We start from the raw sequence: 16,196 nt of genomic DNA on the forward strand, positions 1-16,196 counted from the left end.
TTTAATCATGACGCAATTTGCATTTGTGTTCCCGGGACAGGGTTCTCAAACCGTTGGGATGTTGTCTGAAATGGCAGCAGCTTACCCATGCGTAGAAGAAACTTTCGCTGAAGCTTCAGCAGCGCTGGGCTATGATTTATGGGCACTGACTCAACAGGGGCCGGCGGAAGAACTGAATAAAACCTGGCAGACACAGCCGGCACTGTTAACCGCCTCTGTCGCGCTGTATCGCGTTTGGCAGCAGCAGGGCGGTAAAACGCCTGCACTGATGGCAGGGCATAGCCTGGGTGAATACTCTGCACTGGTGTGTGCGGGTGTCATCAATTTTGCTGATGCCGTACGTCTGGTTGAACTTCGTGGTAAATTCATGCAGGAAGCTGTACCGGAAGGCACTGGCGGCATGTCTGCTATCATCGGTCTGGATGACGCATCCATTGCGAAAGCGTGTGAAGAGTCAGCCGACGGTCAGGTCGTTTCTCCGGTAAACTTTAACTCACCGGGTCAGGTGGTTATTGCCGGGCATAAAGAAGCTGTTGAACGTGCAGGTGCCGCCTGTAAAGCTGCTGGCGCTAAGCGTGCACTGCCGTTGCCTGTTAGCGTGCCATCTCACTGTGCGCTAATGAAGCCTGCGGCTGATAAACTGGCCGTTGAGCTGCAGAAAATCACTTTCAACGCACCGACTGTACCGGTTGTTAACAACGTTGACGTGAAATGCGAAACAACAGCAGATGCCATCCGCGACGCGCTTGTTCGTCAGTTATATAGCCCAGTTCAGTGGACCAAAACAGTTGAGTTTATGGCATCCCAGGGCGTAGAACACCTGTATGAAGTTGGCCCGGGTAAAGTCCTCACCGGCCTGACGAAACGTATTGTTGACCCCCTGACGGCTTCGGCACTGAATGAGCCGGCGGCGCTGTCTGCGGCACTTTCGCAATAAAAGAGGAATATCATGAGTTTTGAAGGAAAAATCGCGCTGGTAACCGGTGCAAGCCGTGGCATTGGCCGCGCAATTGCTGAAACACTTGTTGCCCGTGGCGCGAAAGTTATCGGTACTGCAACCAGCGAAAGTGGTGCGCAGGCCATTAGCGATTACTTAGGTGCAAACGGTAAGGGTCTGATGTTGAATGTGACCGATCCTGCATCTATCGAATCTGTTCTGGGAAATATCCGCGCAGAATTTGGTGAAGTCGATATTCTGGTCAATAATGCCGGGATTACTCGTGATAACCTGTTAATGCGCATGAAAGATGACGAGTGGAACGATATCATCGAAACCAACCTGTCATCTGTTTTCCGTCTGTCAAAAGCGGTAATGCGCGCTATGATGAAAAAGCGTCATGGTCGTATTATCACTATCGGTTCTGTGGTTGGTACCATGGGAAATGCGGGTCAGGCTAACTACGCTGCGGCGAAAGCGGGTCTGATCGGCTTCAGTAAATCATTGGCGCGTGAAGTTGCGTCCCGTGGTATTACTGTAAACGTTGTTGCTCCGGGCTTTATTGAAACGGACATGACGCGTGCGCTGTCTGATGATCAGCGTGCGGGTATTCTGGCACAGGTTCCTGCGGGTCGCCTTGGTGGCGCTCAGGAAATTGCCAGTGCGGTTGCATTTTTAGCTTCTGACGAAGCAAGTTACATCACTGGTGAGACTTTGCACGTCAACGGCGGGATGTACATGGTTTAACCACGATGAAAAAGATTTGCGTTATTCTAGGGATTAGCCTCAAAATAACGTAAAATCGTGGTAAGAACTGCCGGGATTTAGTTGCAAATTTTTCAACATTTTATACACTACGAAAACCATCGCGAAAGCGAGTTTTGATAGGAAATTTAAGAGTATGAGCACTATCGAAGAACGCGTTAAGAAAATTATCGGCGAACAGCTGGGCGTTAAGCAGGAAGAAGTTACCAACAATGCTTCCTTCGTTGAAGACCTGGGCGCGGATTCTCTTGACACCGTTGAGCTGGTAATGGCCCTGGAAGAAGAGTTTGATACTGAGATTCCGGACGAAGAAGCTGAGAAAATCACTACCGTTCAGGCTGCCATTGATTACATCAACGGCCACCAGGCGTAAGTGAACATCTCCAGGCGGTCATTCGACCGCCTGAGTTTTATCTTTTTATCCCACTTGAATCATTTTTCCCTCCCTGGAGGACAACCGTGTCTAAGCGTCGTGTAGTTGTGACCGGACTGGGCATGTTGTCTCCTGTCGGCAATACCGTAGAGTCTACCTGGAAAGCTCTCCTTGCCGGTCAGAGTGGCATCAGCCTGATCGACCATTTCGATACTAGCGCCTATGCAACGAAATTTGCTGGCTTAGTAAAGGATTTTAACTGTGATGACATTATCTCGCGCAAAGAACAGCGCAAGATGGATGCCTTCATTCAATATGGAATTGTCGCTGGCGTTCAGGCCATGCAGGATTCTGGCCTCGAGATTACGGAAGAGAACGCTCACCGTATTGGCGCCGCTATCGGCTCCGGTATTGGCGGTCTCGGTCTTATCGAAGAAAACCATACCTCACTGGTAAACGGTGGACCGCGTAAGATTAGCCCGTTCTTCGTTCCGTCGACGATTGTTAACATGGTGGCTGGTCATCTGACCATCATGTATGGTCTGCAAGGACCAAGCATCTCTATCGCGACCGCCTGTACTTCAGGCGTGCATAACATCGGTCATGCTGCACGTATCATTGCATACGGCGACGCAGACGCGATGGTCGCGGGTGGTGCAGAAAAAGCCAGTACGCCGCTGGGTGTCGGTGGTTTTGGCGCAGCACGTGCGCTGTCTACGCGTAATGATAACCCGCAAGCGGCGAGCCGTCCGTGGGACAAAGAGCGTGACGGATTTGTGCTGGGTGACGGTGCGGGCATGGTTGTACTCGAAGAGTACGAGCATGCAAAAGCGCGCGGCGCAAAAATTTATGCTGAAGTGGTCGGCTTTGGGATGAGCAGCGATGCTTACCATATGACGTCACCACCGGAAAACGGTGCAGGTGCTGCACTGGCGATGGTTAACGCATTGCGTGATGCGGCTATTGAACCTGGTCAGATTGCCTATGTTAACGCACATGGCACATCCACACCGGCAGGCGATAAAGCTGAAACCCAGGCAGTAAAATCTGTCTTTGGCGATGCTGCACGTAGCGTAATGGTCAGTTCGACCAAATCCATGACCGGACACCTGTTAGGTGCGGCGGGTGCTGTAGAGTCAATTTTCTCTATTCTGGCGCTGCGCGATCAGGTTGTTCCACCAACCATCAACCTGGATAACCCGGATGAAGGTTGTGACCTGGACTTCGTGCCGCACGAAGCGCGTCAGGTTAGCGGTATGGAATATGCGCTGTGTAACTCCTTTGGTTTCGGTGGTACCAACGGTTCCTTGATCTTTAAAAAGATCTAAGTGCCTGCAGGTGATGCGTTAGCGTCCTTGCCAGATGAAAAAAAGGTCCGCTTGTCGGACCTTTTTTTATTCGATTTTCTGCCCTTGTCCTGGGTTACTCATCCTGCCAAACTAGCGGACCACGAATAAGGAGCCACCATGTTCTTAATTAATGGCTGTCAGCAGGATATGCTGGCTGCGAGCGATCGGGCGACGCAGTTTGGTGATGGCTGTTTCACCACGGCGCGAATTATCGACGGTAAAGTTAGCCTCCTTGCGGCGCATCTCCAGCGTTTACAAGACACCTGCCAAAAATTGCTGATCTCCTTCGAAAAATGGCCCGAACTGCAACGGGAAATGGAAATGTTAGCAGTGGCCCATGCCCGTGGTGTACTGAAGGTGATCATCAGTCGTGGCAGCGGAGGTCGGGGCTACAGTGGCGCCAACTGCCATAGTGCCAGCCGTATCCTCTCTGTTTCTGCCTGGCCTGCACATTATGATTGCTGGCGAGAGCAAGGAATCACCCTCGCGTTAAGCCCCGTCCGTCTGGGGCGCAATCCAATGCTTGCCGGACTGAAGCACCTAAACCGTCTGGAACAGGTGCTGATTAGGTCTCATCTTGAGCAGACAAACGCCGATGAGGCTCTGGTCCTTGACAGCGAGGGATGGGTTACGGAATGCTGTGCGGCTAATTTATTCTGGCGTAAAGATAATGTGGTTTACACTCCCCGCCTGGATCAGGCAGGTGTAGATGGCATTATGCGACAATTCTGTATGCGAGTGCTGGCACAATCTCCTTTCCAGATTGTCGAAGTAAATGCCCGGAAGGAGGAGGTTATGCAGGCTGATGAGATGATCATTTGCAATGCGTTAATGCCTGTTATTCCCGTGCGTGCATGTGGCGACATACAGTTGTCTTCACGTTTATTATTCGATTTTTTAGCCCCACTTTGTGAGCACCCAAATTAGTCATGAAAAAATTGTTACTCGTTGTCGTTTTATTGCTGGTTGTGCTGGGCATTGCCGCGGGAGTGGGAATGTGGAAAGTTCGCCATCTGGCGGATAGTAAATTATTGATCAAAGAAGAAACGATTTTTACGCTTAAAGCCGGCACTGGTCGACTGGCGTTAGGCGAACAGTTGTATGCAGATAAGGTTATCAATCGCCCGCGCGTGTTTCAGTGGTTGTTGCGTATTGAGCCGGATCTTTCGCATTTTAAAGCGGGAACCTATCGCTTTACACCTGACATGACCGTGCGGGATATGCTGAAACTGCTGGAAAGCGGTAAAGAAGCGCAGTTCCCGCTACGTCTGGTAGAGGGGATGCGCCTGAGCGATTACCTCAAACAACTGCGTGATGCGCCATTTATTAAACATACGCTCAGCGATGATAACTACGAGACCGTTGCTAAGGCGTTGAAACTGGAAAACCCTGAGTGGGTGGAAGGTTGGTTCTGGCCTGATACCTGGATGTATACCGCCAATACCACAGATGTCGCGCTGTTGAAACGCGCGTATCAAAAAATGGTTAAGGCTGTGGATACCGTCTGGGAAGGTCGTGCTGAAGGTCTGCCTTACAAAGATAAAAATCAACTGGTGACGATGGCCTCTATCATTGAAAAAGAAACGGCGGTTGCCAGTGAGCGCGACCAGGTAGCCTCGGTATTTATAAACCGGTTACGTATTGGCATGCGTCTGCAGACCGATCCAACCGTGATTTACGGGATGGGGACACGTTATAATGGCAAATTGTCGCGTGTGGATTTAGAAACCCCGACCGCCTATAACACCTATACCATTACGGGGCTGCCACCGGGTCCGATTGCCATGCCTGGAGAAGCCTCGTTGCAGGCTGCTGCACATCCGGCAAAAACGCCGTATCTCTATTTTGTGGCTGATGGAAAAGGTGGTCACACGTTTAACACTAATCTTGCCAGCCACAACCGGTCGGTACAGGATTATCTGAAAGTGCTTAAGGAAAAAAATGGGCAGTAATTACATCGTCATTGAGGGCCTGGAAGGCGCCGGAAAAACCACTGCGCGCGATGTGGTAGTGGAGACACTTGAGCAACTCGGTATTCGCGACATGGTTTTTACCCGCGAGCCTGGCGGCACCCAGCTCGCAGAGAAATTAAGAAGTCTGGTGCTGGACATCAAATCGGTCGGTGATGAGATTATTACCGATAAAGCGGAAGTCCTGATGTTTTACGCCGCACGCGTACAACTGGTGGAAACCGTTATTAAACCTGCGCTGGCAAAAGGCAGTTGGGTGATTGGCGATCGTCATGATCTGTCGACCCAGGCTTATCAGGGCGGCGGACGCGGAATTGACCAGACTATGCTGGCAACGTTGCGTGATGCGGTACTGGGGGATTTTCGCCCTGACCTGACAATTTATCTGGATGTGACACCCGAGGTAGGTTTAAAACGTGCCCGCGCTCGTGGCGAACTGGATCGCATTGAACAGGAATCGTTTGATTTCTTCAATCGCACGCGTGCCCGCTACCTTGAACTGGCCGCTAAAGATTCCAGTATTCGGACTATTGATGCGACGCAACCCCTTGAGGCTGTGATGAGTGATATCCGTAATACCATCACCCACTGGGTGCAGGAGCAGGGCGCATGAAATGGTATCCATGGTTACGACCGGATTTTGAAAAACTGGTAGCCAGTTATCAGGCGGGTCGTGGTCACCATGCGTTACTGATTCAGGCGTTACCAGGCATGGGGGATGACGCGCTGATTTACGCCCTCAGCCGCTATCTGATGTGCCAGCAACCTGAAGGTCATAAAAGCTGTGGACACTGTCGCGGATGCCAGTTGATGCAGGCGGGAACACATCCTGACTACTATTCGCTGCTCCCGGAAAAAGGCAAAAGTACACTGGGCGTTGATGCGGTTCGCGAAGTCAGTGAGAAACTGTATGAGCATTCTCGTTTGAGTGGTGCGAAGGTGGTGTGGATCCCTGATGCAGCCCAGTTGACCGATGCCGCTGCCAACGCTCTGTTGAAGACTCTGGAAGAACCACCGGCACAGACCTGGTTTTTCCTCGCCAGTACGGAACCTGCACGTTTATTGGCTACATTACGTAGCCGTTGTCGCTTGCATCACCTTGCTCCCCCGGCAGAATCGTACGCAATTTCCTGGCTTGCCCGTGAGGTGACGGCCTCACAGGATGCACTTCTTAGCGCATTACGCTTGAGCGCAGGCTCGCCTGGTGCGGCATTAGCGCTGTTACAGGCAGAAAGCTGGACGCACCGTACTGATTTCTGTGCGGCACTGGCCAATACATTGCACTCTGGCGACTGGTATATGCTGATGGCCGTGCTAAATCATGAGCAGGCTGCTGTCCGCTTACACTGGCTGGCGACGCTGCTTACGGATGCTCTTAAACGTCCATATGGTGTTTCCCATCTGACCAATCCCGATGCTCTGGCATTGATATCATCAATCGCTGAACGCTTCACTGCCGCACAGATACAGGCAATACTTGGTGATGTTTGTCATTGCCGTCAGCAGTTGCTAAATGTGACGGGCGTAAACCGTGAGCTGGTATTAACCGATCTTATCCTCCGCATAGAGCATTATCTGCAACCAGGCACTGTGCTGCCTGTTCCCCATATTTGAGAGAGACATTATGTTTTTAGTCGACTCACACTGCCATCTTGATGGCCTGGATTATCAATCTTTGCATAAGAACGTGGATGACGTGCTGGAGAAAGCGGCCGCGCGTGATGTGAAGTTCTGTCTTGCCGTTGCGACCACGTTACCAGGATACCGCAGCATGCGTGAACTGGTTGGTGTGCGTGACAATGTGGTTTTTTCCTGTGGCGTGCATCCGTTAAATCAGGATGAGCCATATGATGTTGAAGAGCTGCGTCGTTTTGCCGCCGAGGAGGGCGTGGTGGCGATGGGCGAAACCGGGCTGGACTATTTTTATACGCCAGAAACGAAGGTTCGCCAGCAGGAATCATTCATTCACCACATCCAGATTGGTCGCGAGTTACAGAAACCGGTGATTGTTCATACCCGCGATGCGCGAGCGGATACGCTGTCGATTCTGCGCGAAGAAAAAGTGACGGATTGTGGCGGCGTACTACACTGTTTTACAGAGGACAGGGAAACTGCGGGCAAATTGCTGGATCTCGGATTCTATATTTCCTTCTCTGGCATCGTCACGTTCCGTAACGCCGAACAACTACGCGATGCTGCACGCTATGTACCTCTGGACCGTTTGTTAGTTGAGACCGATTCTCCCTACCTTGCGCCTGTGCCGCATCGTGGAAAAGAGAACCAACCGGCAATGGTTCGTGATGTTGCAGAGTACATGGCTGTCTTGAAAGGTGTTGCCGTTGAAGAACTGGCGCAGATCACCACCGATAACTTTGCCCGCCTGTTTCACATCGACGCATCTCGCCTGCAATCTGCCTGTTAACTAAGTTTTTTTAAAGCTCGTAATTAATAAGTAAAGCGAGTAAAGTTCACCGCCCCAGAATGGGCGGTGAGTAACCAGTTGGAAACATTCAGATACTCATTTTATCGGAATGTGCGAATTTTGCGGCCACCCACAACTGAATTGTGATAGCCGTCAAACAAAAACGAACTGAATTATTTTACTCTGTGTAATAAATAAAGGGTACTTAGATGCCCTGTCCACGGCGAGGTTCTCCCCCCTCGCCAATGCGTGAGAACGTAGAAAAGCACAAATACTCAGGAGCACTCCTAATTATGTTTAAGAATGCATTTGCTAACCTGCAAAAGGTCGGTAAATCGCTGATGCTGCCGGTATCCGTACTCCCTATTGCAGGTATCCTGCTGGGTGTCGGTTCCGCTAACTTCAGCTGGCTGCCAGCCGTTGTATCGCATGTAATGGCAGAAGCAGGCGGATCTGTTTTTGCAAACATGCCGCTGATTTTCGCCATCGGTGTTGCGTTAGGCTTCACCAACAATGACGGTGTATCCGCCCTGGCTTCAGTCGTCGCCTATGGCATCATGGTTAAGACCATGGCTGTGGTTGCGCCGCTGGTTCTGCATTTACCTGCAGAAGAAATCGCCGCTAAACACCTGGCTGATACCGGTGTTCTCGGGGGGATTATCTCCGGTGCGATCGCAGCGTATATGTTCAACCGCTTCTACCGTATCAAACTGCCTGAGTATCTGGGCTTCTTTGCCGGTAAGCGCTTTGTTCCTATCATTTCTGGTCTGGCTGCCATCTTCACGGGTGTGGTTCTGTCCTTCATTTGGCCGCCAATCGGTACTGCTATTCAGACGTTCTCCCAGTGGGCTGCGTATCAGAACCCGGTAGTGGCATTCGGTATCTACGGCTTCGTTGAACGCTGCCTGGTACCGTTTGGTCTGCACCATATCTGGAACGTTCCTTTCCAGATGCAGATCGGTGAGTACACCAATGCTGCAGGCCAGGTGTTCCACGGTGATATTCCTCGTTATATGGCAGGTGACCCGACTGCGGGCAAACTGTCCGGTGGCTTCCTGTTTAAAATGTACGGTCTGCCGGCTGCTGCTATTGCAATCTGGCACTCTGCAAAACCGGAAAACCGCGCGAAAGTGGGCGGTATCATGATCTCCGCGGCGCTGACCTCGTTCCTGACCGGTATTACCGAGCCGATCGAGTTCTCCTTCATGTTCGTGGCGCCGATCCTGTACATCATCCACGCGATTCTGGCAGGTCTGGCATTCCCAATCTGTATCCTGCTGGGTATGCGTGACGGTACATCGTTCTCCCACGGTCTGATCGACTTTATCGTACTGTCTGGTAACAGCAGCAAACTGTGGCTGTTCCCGATTGTCGGCCTCGGCTATGCAATCGTCTACTACACCATTTTCCGTGTACTGATCAAAGCGCTGGACCTGAAAACTCCGGGTCGTGAAGACGCCACCGAAGACAGCAAAGCTGGCGCGACAGGTGAAATGGCTCCGGCTCTGGTTGCTGCGTTTGGTGGTAAAGAAAACATCACTAACCTGGATGCGTGCATCACTCGTCTGCGTGTCAGCGTTGCTGACGTTGCCAAAGTTGATCAGGCTGGCCTGAAGAAACTGGGTGCTGCGGGCGTCGTGGTTGCTGGTTCCGGTGTTCAGGCTATCTTCGGGACTAAGTCCGATAACCTGAAAACTGAAATGGATGAATACATCCGTAACAGCTAAGCAGTAAGACGTTGGGGAGAACTAAGGCAGCCTGAGGGCTGCCTTTTTTACGTTAATTGGCCTGAACACGAATCGGTGCTGTGGCTGCAAATAGCCATGGACGTGCGTCACTGTCCACGCGTGGCGACAGTGTTTCTCTTACCTGCTGGTGGTAGTCATCAATCCACTGCTTTTCTGTTTCGCTCAACAGATGTAACTCAACCAGGTTCAAATCGATAGGGACCTGCGTCAGTGAGGCGAACCGGCAAAAGCCTGGACGACTCTCGATAATCTCTACCTGATTCTCGATGCGGATCCCATATTGACCTGCCAGATAATATCCCGGCTCGATAGTAATAATATTGCCTGCGACCAGAGGCCAAGGATTTACTTTTTTGGCAATACGGTGGGGCTGCTCATGAATCAGTAGCTGGTGGCCCACGCCATGTCCGGTGCCATGATCGTAATCCAGCCCCAGCTCCCAAAGAGCCCGACGACTAAACGCATCCAGTTGATGACCCTGAGTGCCGCTGGGGAATTGTAGCGTGATCAGCGATATAAAGCCTTTCAGTACTGCCGTATAGTGCAGTCGGCGCTGCGGATCCTGTGGGCCAAAGGCGAGGGTACGCGTCGTATCTGTGGTACCGTTTTGATACTGACCACCGGAGTCATTCAGATACATGGCCTGTGAGGTAATCGGCGTATCTGTCTTTTCACTGGAATGATAATGACACATCGCCGCATTACTGGCTGAAGCTGAAATAGTGCCAAAACTTTGCTCAATAAACCCGGGTTGTTGCTGGCGAAACGCCAACTGTTTGGCTTGTGCTTCCAGCTCGGTTACCGGATTACCGGCCGCCTCACGTAGTGGTACCTCATGCGCCAGCCAGGCGAGGAAGTTAACCCATGCAGCACCATCCTGTTCATGGCATTCACGATAGCCTGCCAGTTCAGTGTCATTCTCATGAGCTTTAATCAATGTGATTGGATCCGGGGCCCAAAGAACTTCACCTCCGTTCTGTTCAATCGCAAAACGCAAAGCAACCGGGGCATAGTCCTTATCAACCAGAAAACGTTTTCCCTGTGCCAGTTGCTGGCAGCGAGAGAGAAAACCCTCTTGTGGTGCAAGGGTCAACGTGCTCAGCAGGGCTTCGGGTAACTGCTTTGTTTTGTTGGTATCAACAAACCACTCCAGTTCGCCGGTGCGGTGCAGCAGGGCAAATGAAAAAGGGACGGGGACCATATCAAGATCTGAACCACGCACATTGAGCAGCCAGGCAATATTATCAGGAAGGGTAATAGCCAGAGTATCAGCCTGATGCCGGGCAAGTTGGTCTACGATCCGTGCACGTTTTTGTGTACTGCTTTCACCGCTGATTTCAACAGGCATTTCCCGGATGATGCCGCACGGTGCCGCAGGACGATCGAGCCATACCTGGTCGAAAGGATCGGTTTCCAGAGCCACCAGTTCGCAATGGGTGGCCGACAGGGATTCAAACTGGCTGTTAACCATCAACAGGGGTTCAAAGCCAATACGAGTGCCTGGTGCGACGTGTGCCTGTAAATAGTCCGCCAGCGGCTCATCGTGCAGATGATGAATTTCAAAATCATCAAGGGAGACTTCGTTACGTACCTGAACCTGATAGCGTCCATCGACAAACATTAAGGCGCGATCGCGAAGGACTAACGCCAGGCCTGCTGAGCCGCTAAAGCCTGTGAGCCAGGCCAGTTTATTGTCGTGTGGCGTGCAATCCTCGCTCTGGTGCGCATCAGCGCGTGGAACAATCATACCGTCAAGCCCCAGGGCCAACAGTAGATTGCGCAGAGCGGAAAGGGGAGTTGAGTTGTGCATAGTTACCTTCAGGCCTTAACGGAACGGCGGTTCGTTGAACGTACGTAATTTGCGGGAGTGCAGTCGGTCACCTTCAGCACGAAGGCGGTCGATAGCCCGGATGCCAATCTGCAGGTGCTCAGAAATCGCACCTTCATAAAATCGGTTAGCCTGACCAGGAAGCTTAATTTCACCGTGCAGCGGTTTGTCGGAAACACAAAGCAGAGTGCCGTAAGGGACGCGGAATCTGTAGCCCTGAGCAGCGATAGTGGCGCTTTCCATATCGATAGCTACGGCGCGGCTGAGGTTAAAGCGCAGCGCAGAAGCGGAGTAGCGTAATTCCCAGTTGCGATCGTCGGTCGTAACGACAGTGCCGGTACGCAACCGTTGCTTCACCTCTTCACCGGGCATACCGCTGACCTCTTTGGTGGCGTCATACAGTGCGCGCTGAACTTCCGCTATGCTCGGAATAGGAATGTCAGGAGGCAGTACGGCATCAAGCACATGGTCGTCACGCAGATAGGCGTGGGCAAGAACATAATCACCAATTGCCTGGCTTTCGCGCAGACCACCACAGTGCCCAATCATCAACCAGACATCAGGGCGAAGGACCGCCAGATGATCACAAATGGTTTTAGCGTTAGACGGGCCTACGCCAATATTTACCAGCGTGATCCCCTGGCCGTCGGCGGTGATTAAATGCCAGGCAGGCATCTGGTGTTTTTTCCAGGCAAGGTCGGAGATAGCCTCTTCCGGGGCTTCTGTTTCAGCGGTGATCCAAATCCCTCCCGCACAGGAGAGCGCGATATATGGACTGTCAGGATCGAGGATCTGGCTGCATCCCCAGCGTACGAATTCATCAACATAACGGGTGTAATTGGTGAACAGTACAAAGGGTTGGAAATGTTCAACCGGCGTGCCCGTGTAGTGACGCAGTCGTGCCAGTGAAAAATCTACCCGTCGGGCGTCGAAATGTGACAGTGGGGAGAATTCCGCCGGATGATAAGTCCCGTCTGCGGTTTCATCGCCAATCTGTGACAGCTCGGTGGTAGGGAAATGACGCGTTAATCCGGCACTCATAGATCGATCAAGTGTCAGTTCAGAACCGTCAATCACATAGGGATAGGGGATTTCGTGCTGCGATGGCTCGACGGAGATGTGAGCATCATAATCTTGATACAGCAGCGTCAGCTGTTCTTCAAGATAAGGGCGAAAGAGCGACGGGCGGGTAATGGTCGTGGTATAGCAACCAGCATGAGTAAAACGTCCGTAAGCGCGAGTTTTTGGTGGATTGGTGGCGCTGCCATCCCAGGTTACAGAAAGTGAAGGGTAAACAAAAAGACCTTTATCTCGGGCGATTACATCAGGAAGTGTCCCGGTATCAATGTACTTGCCAATGGCGCTACGCAGAGCCTTAACTGATTGCTCATACAATGCGTCCAGTTTATCCAGCGCCTGAGCCGGGGTCAGGCTGGAGCCCTTATTGTTCATGTCTGTCTCCTTGTTCCACAGATGTGCTGCTCTCCCGATAGTATGTCACAGGAATGTGAAACAAAAGTCAGACGTTGAGGAAGAAAATGCGAAGACCAGATGGTCTTCGCGAAAAGACTTAACCGTGCTGCTTATCTCTCATCATTATTGCTGTGGCAGCAGAAATCAGACAACCCGCCATCAGGTAAATGGCTACACTGTGCCAGTCTCCGCCGGAGAACGTGACCAGTGCTGCAGCAATAAACGGGGTAAAGCCGCCGCCAACGACGCTGGCGACCTGATAGCCAACTCCTGCGCCACTGTAGCGGTAGCTTGCGCCAAACAAGCCGGTAAACATGGGTTGCTGGACACAGACCACCATGTCGTGGGCGATGTTTGCCAGCATAATCGCGAAAAATACGATCCAGAAGATTGACTGTGCTTCCAGGGCCATAAAGAACGGGAAGGCGCTGAGTGTGCCGACCAGCGCCCCGGTAATGTAGACCCGGCGACGACCAAAGCGGTCGGCAAGCCAGGCAAAGCAGGGGATAGTCAGACAACTTAGCCCACCTACCAGCAGCCCGATATTGAGAAACAATTCGCGTGGTAGTCCCAGATTTTGGGTGGAGTAGTTGAGTGCAAAAGCGGTGACTATATACATCGTCAGCAGTTCACAAAGGCGCAGGGCAATAATTTTTAAAAATGCCCCCGGGTGGCGGGTTAGCGCTTCGATGACCGGCAGTCGTTTTTTCGCCTGCGGTGGTTCCTGTTTTTGCAGCTCGAACTCTGCGGACTCTTCCATTCTGTTACGCATCCACAATGCGCCCAGAACTAATACGATGCTGAACAGGAACGGAATACGCCAGCCCCAGCTCAGGAACTGTTCATCAGTCGTTTGCGAGCTAATCAGCGAGACTAACCCTGTAGAGAGCAGCAAGCCGACACCGTAACCCACCTGAACGCCGCTGCTGTAGAACGCTTTTTTATTTTTTGGGGCACTTTCGACGGAAAGTAATGCCGCGCCGCCCCATTCACCGCCGACGGCGAATCCCTGAACGGCGCGCAGTGTCACCAGTAAGATGGGGGCCCACCAGCCGATGGTGTCAAAAGAGGGGATAATGCCAATCAACGCAGTGGCAATCCCCATCATCCAGACGGTGAGCATCAGCATGCGCTTACGGCCAAGGCGATCGCCGAAGTGCCCGAATATTATTCCACCCAATGGGCGGAACAGAAATCCGACACCAAAGGTGGCGAACGCGGCGAGCGTACCCATCGCGGGACTTATCTGCGGAAAAAACTCGCGATTGAAGACCAGTGCGGCAGTGATGCCATAAAGCAGAAAATCATACCAGTCGACCACGGCACCAGCGAAGCTACCGAGTGCTGCGCGTCGGGCGCGGCTAAGCGAAGATGTGTCCTCCTGGGGACCCGTGGAGATGAGGGTGGAATCCATAGTTATCCTGTCTGTACTGATTTCTAATTATTAGTATTGGAATAAGGTTACGCACATTGCAGTCGATATATTAACGACTGTTATGAGACTACCGCGACAGACGGGAAGAGAAAACGATTTTATCCCTTATAACGGGGCAAGATGAAAAATAAGACGAAAGGAAAAACAGAAAAACAAAAAACCCGCTTAAGTTTCCTTAAGCGGGCTTTTCTAAATATGGCTCCTCTGACTGGACTCGAACCAGTGACATACGGATTAACAGTCCGCCGTTCTACCGACTGAACTACAGAGGAATCGTGTGAACGGGGCGAATATTAGCGATGCCGGTCAGCGTTGTCAAAGCCTGAATGTAGAAACGCGATCGTTTGCTGAAATATTCTTCATTTCGCCGTTTATTCAGACGCAACGGGTTGTTTTATACACTTTTCACGTTCCTAGCGTGGATATTTCCACAGCCATCGACCGGTGACCATTCGCCAGTAAAATAGCGCGGCGCGGACCGCCCAGTCGAAGAACATCCCCATCCAGACGCCGACCACTCCCCATCCTAATACGATCCCTAGGGTATAACCTGCTACAACACGGCAGCCCCACATACCCAGCATGGAAACCCACATAGCAAAACGTGCATCACGCGCTCCCTTAAAACCAGCGGGAAGGACCCAGGATGCTGCCCATATCGGCATAAATGCCGCATTGAGCCAAATCAGTATGACTATGACCTCTTTTACGTCCTGATCGTGGGTATAAAACGAGGCCATGACACCGGCAAACGGTGCAGTCAGCCAGGCGATGGCAGTTAAACCGATTGTGGATAACCAAAATACGTGTCGCAACTGAATTTCTGCCTGGGCAATCTGCCCATTACCCAGGCGTCTGCCGGTAATGATGGTGGATGCGGATCCTAATGCGTTTCCCGGCAGGTTAATCAGAGCCGCAATAGAAAATGCGATGAAGTTACCGGCAATAACGCTGGTACCCATACCCGAGACAAACATCTGAGTTAATAGCTTGCCACCGTTAAACAAAACGGATTCGATACTTGCAGGAATACCTATCCCCATCACCTCCCAGATAATGGCGAGATTTAACGGCTTAAAATAACTTTTCAGTGAAATACGCAGCGCTGGGTTAAAACCAATCATCAGCACCCAGATAATGGCGATAGCACCAATGTAGCGGGAAATCGTTAACCCAAGACCTGCGCCTACAAATCCCAGCCCTTGCCAGGAAAAAATGCCGTAGATCAGGATGCTACTGATGATGATATTCAGTATATTCATGCCGCCGTTAATCAACAGCGGTATCTTGGTATTCCCGGCCCCACGCAGTGCTCCGCTACCGATCAATGCAATGGCTGCTGCCGGATAACTGAGCACCGTTAATTCCAGATAGGTCAGCGCCAGTGCCTTTACTTCGGGAGTCGCTTCACCGGCGACAACATTAATAATCTGCTCGCCAAAATAGTGAATCACCGCTGCCAGCACGATGGCAAAAATCGTCATGATTACCAGTGACTGTCTGGCGGCAGCTCTGGCCCGTCGGCGATCGCGTTTCCCAAGGCTAAAAGCAACGACCACCGTCGTGCCAAGATCGATAGCGGCGAAAAACGCCATGATAACCATATTGAAACTGTCGGCGAGTCCGACACCCGCCATTGCTTCCTTACCCAACCAGCTAACAAGGAAAGTACTCAGTACTCCCATCAATAATACGCAGGTATTTTCCAGAAAAATGGGAATGGCTAAAGGAGTGATTTCACGCCAAAAGAGTACTTTGTAACTCTTGCGTTTGGCATACCAGGGCGTACGGGAAACGACCTGACGTAAGGCAGCGGACACGTTCAAAGTGGACCTTAATGAAGAAAGTTGAAACCTCATTTCAAATGATGAGGGAGAATCAAAAAAGCTGCAAAGT

Annotated in this window: 14 protein-coding genes and 1 tRNA gene; 10 read left to right on the top strand and 5 right to left on the bottom strand. The window is 51.6% G+C overall.

The genetic code is table 11. From position 1 onward, the window contains the following. Positions 1-7: 7 nt before the first annotated feature. The 10 genes from fabD (at position 8) to ptsG (ending at position 9,543) form a co-directional block, all read left to right on the top strand. On the top strand, positions 8-937 hold the full coding sequence (gene fabD, locus OH663_RS18465; RefSeq protein WP_200011877.1) for an ACP S-malonyltransferase: 930 nt from the start codon (positions 8-10) through the stop codon (positions 935-937). Between the two features lie 12 nt (positions 938-949). Next, positions 950-1,684, top strand: a complete 735-nt coding sequence (gene fabG / locus OH663_RS18470; protein WP_005129017.1) for a 3-oxoacyl-ACP reductase FabG — start codon at positions 950-952, stop codon at positions 1,682-1,684. A 154-nt stretch (positions 1,685-1,838) separates the two neighbouring features. Then, a complete protein-coding gene (acpP, locus tag OH663_RS18475) occupies positions 1,839-2,075 on the top strand; it encodes an acyl carrier protein (protein ID WP_000103754.1) in 237 nt (78 codons plus the stop codon). 86 nt (positions 2,076-2,161) lie between these two features. Next, the gene (gene fabF / locus OH663_RS18480; RefSeq protein WP_045441718.1) at positions 2,162-3,403 is read left to right on the top strand and encodes a beta-ketoacyl-ACP synthase II; all 1,242 of its coding nucleotides are present in this window, start codon (positions 2,162-2,164) and stop codon (positions 3,401-3,403) included. A gap of 138 nt (positions 3,404-3,541) precedes the next feature. After that, positions 3,542-4,351, top strand: a complete 810-nt coding sequence (gene pabC, locus OH663_RS18485) for an aminodeoxychorismate lyase (RefSeq protein ID WP_048221653.1) — start codon at positions 3,542-3,544, stop codon at positions 4,349-4,351. A gap of 2 nt (positions 4,352-4,353) precedes the next feature. Further along, positions 4,354-5,376: a cell division protein YceG gene (gene yceG / locus OH663_RS18490; protein ID WP_048221652.1), complete on the top strand. Its 1,023-nt coding sequence runs from the start codon at positions 4,354-4,356 to the stop codon at positions 5,374-5,376. Next, complete coding sequence (tmk, locus tag OH663_RS18495; protein ID WP_045441726.1) at positions 5,366-6,007, top strand: dTMP kinase; 642 nt, start codon at positions 5,366-5,368, stop codon at positions 6,005-6,007. The genes yceG and tmk overlap by 11 nt, the downstream gene beginning before the upstream one ends. After that, positions 6,004-7,008, top strand: a complete 1,005-nt coding sequence (holB, locus tag OH663_RS18500; RefSeq protein ID WP_045441728.1) for a DNA polymerase III subunit delta' — start codon at positions 6,004-6,006, stop codon at positions 7,006-7,008. Before tmk ends, holB begins: the two co-directional genes overlap by 4 nt. 10 nt (positions 7,009-7,018) lie before the next feature. Next, positions 7,019-7,816 carry a metal-dependent hydrolase gene (locus tag OH663_RS18505; RefSeq protein ID WP_045441730.1) on the top strand — a complete coding sequence of 266 codons (798 nt, stop codon included), beginning with the start codon at positions 7,019-7,021 and terminating at the stop codon, positions 7,814-7,816. 293 nt (positions 7,817-8,109) lie between these two features. Then, on the top strand, positions 8,110-9,543 hold the full coding sequence (ptsG, locus tag OH663_RS18510; RefSeq protein WP_045441733.1) for a PTS glucose transporter subunit IIBC: 1,434 nt from the start codon (positions 8,110-8,112) through the stop codon (positions 9,541-9,543). Positions 9,544-9,595: 52 nt separating this feature from the next. Here the strand turns inward: ptsG and OH663_RS18515 are convergent, their stop codons facing one another. From OH663_RS18515 to OH663_RS18535, 5 genes are all read right to left on the bottom strand, one after another. Further along, positions 9,596-11,374: an aminopeptidase P family protein gene (locus OH663_RS18515; protein WP_263525789.1), complete on the bottom strand. Its 1,779-nt coding sequence runs from the start codon at positions 11,372-11,374 to the stop codon at positions 9,596-9,598. 15 nt (positions 11,375-11,389) lie between these two features. Next, positions 11,390-12,844 (bottom strand): AMP nucleosidase, encoded by a 1,455-nt coding sequence (locus tag OH663_RS18520; protein ID WP_045441737.1) that lies wholly within the window; start codon positions 12,842-12,844, stop codon positions 11,390-11,392. A gap of 118 nt (positions 12,845-12,962) precedes the next feature. Further along, entirely contained in the window at positions 12,963-14,279 is a 1,317-nt protein-coding gene (shiA, locus tag OH663_RS18525; protein WP_200011873.1) for a shikimate transporter, read from the bottom strand. Positions 14,280-14,496: 217 nt separating this feature from the next. Next, a tRNA-Asn gene (locus OH663_RS18530) sits at positions 14,497-14,572 on the bottom strand. A gap of 141 nt (positions 14,573-14,713) precedes the next feature. Then, positions 14,714-16,159 carry an EmmdR/YeeO family multidrug/toxin efflux MATE transporter gene (locus OH663_RS18535; protein ID WP_320338207.1) on the bottom strand — a complete coding sequence of 482 codons (1,446 nt, stop codon included), beginning with the start codon at positions 16,157-16,159 and terminating at the stop codon, positions 14,714-14,716. Positions 16,160-16,196: the final 37 nt, after the last annotated feature.

The sequence above is a fragment of the Citrobacter sp. Marseille-Q5395 genome, assembly GCF_947057495.1.
Classification (GTDB): Bacteria; Pseudomonadota; Gammaproteobacteria; order Enterobacterales; family Enterobacteriaceae; genus Citrobacter; species Citrobacter murliniae.

What these genes read in the sequence shown, in the direction of transcription:
- fabD (WP_200011877.1), top strand. Translation starts at nt 8, where the DNA reads ATGACGCAATTTGCATTTGTGTTCCCGGGACAGGGTTCTCAAACCGTT.
- fabG (WP_005129017.1), top strand. Translation starts at nt 950, where the DNA reads ATGAGTTTTGAAGGAAAAATCGCGCTGGTAACCGGTGCAAGCCGTGGC.
- acpP (WP_000103754.1), top strand. Translation starts at nt 1,839, where the DNA reads ATGAGCACTATCGAAGAACGCGTTAAGAAAATTATCGGCGAACAGCTG.
- pabC (WP_048221653.1), top strand. Translation starts at nt 3,542, where the DNA reads ATGTTCTTAATTAATGGCTGTCAGCAGGATATGCTGGCTGCGAGCGAT.
- yceG (WP_048221652.1), top strand. Translation starts at nt 4,354, where the DNA reads ATGAAAAAATTGTTACTCGTTGTCGTTTTATTGCTGGTTGTGCTGGGC.
- tmk (WP_045441726.1), top strand. Translation starts at nt 5,366, where the DNA reads ATGGGCAGTAATTACATCGTCATTGAGGGCCTGGAAGGCGCCGGAAAA.
- holB (WP_045441728.1), top strand. Translation starts at nt 6,004, where the DNA reads ATGAAATGGTATCCATGGTTACGACCGGATTTTGAAAAACTGGTAGCC.
- OH663_RS18505 (WP_045441730.1), top strand. Translation starts at nt 7,019, where the DNA reads ATGTTTTTAGTCGACTCACACTGCCATCTTGATGGCCTGGATTATCAA.
- ptsG (WP_045441733.1), top strand. Translation starts at nt 8,110, where the DNA reads ATGTTTAAGAATGCATTTGCTAACCTGCAAAAGGTCGGTAAATCGCTG.
- OH663_RS18515 (WP_263525789.1), bottom strand. Translation starts at nt 11,374, where the DNA reads ATGCACAACTCAACTCCCCTTTCCGCTCTGCGCAATCTACTGTTGGCC.
- OH663_RS18520 (WP_045441737.1), bottom strand. Translation starts at nt 12,844, where the DNA reads ATGAACAATAAGGGCTCCAGCCTGACCCCGGCTCAGGCGCTGGATAAA.
- shiA (WP_200011873.1), bottom strand. Translation starts at nt 14,279, where the DNA reads ATGGATTCCACCCTCATCTCCACGGGTCCCCAGGAGGACACATCTTCG.
- OH663_RS18535 (WP_320338207.1), bottom strand. Translation starts at nt 16,159, where the DNA reads ATGAGGTTTCAACTTTCTTCATTAAGGTCCACTTTGAACGTGTCCGCT.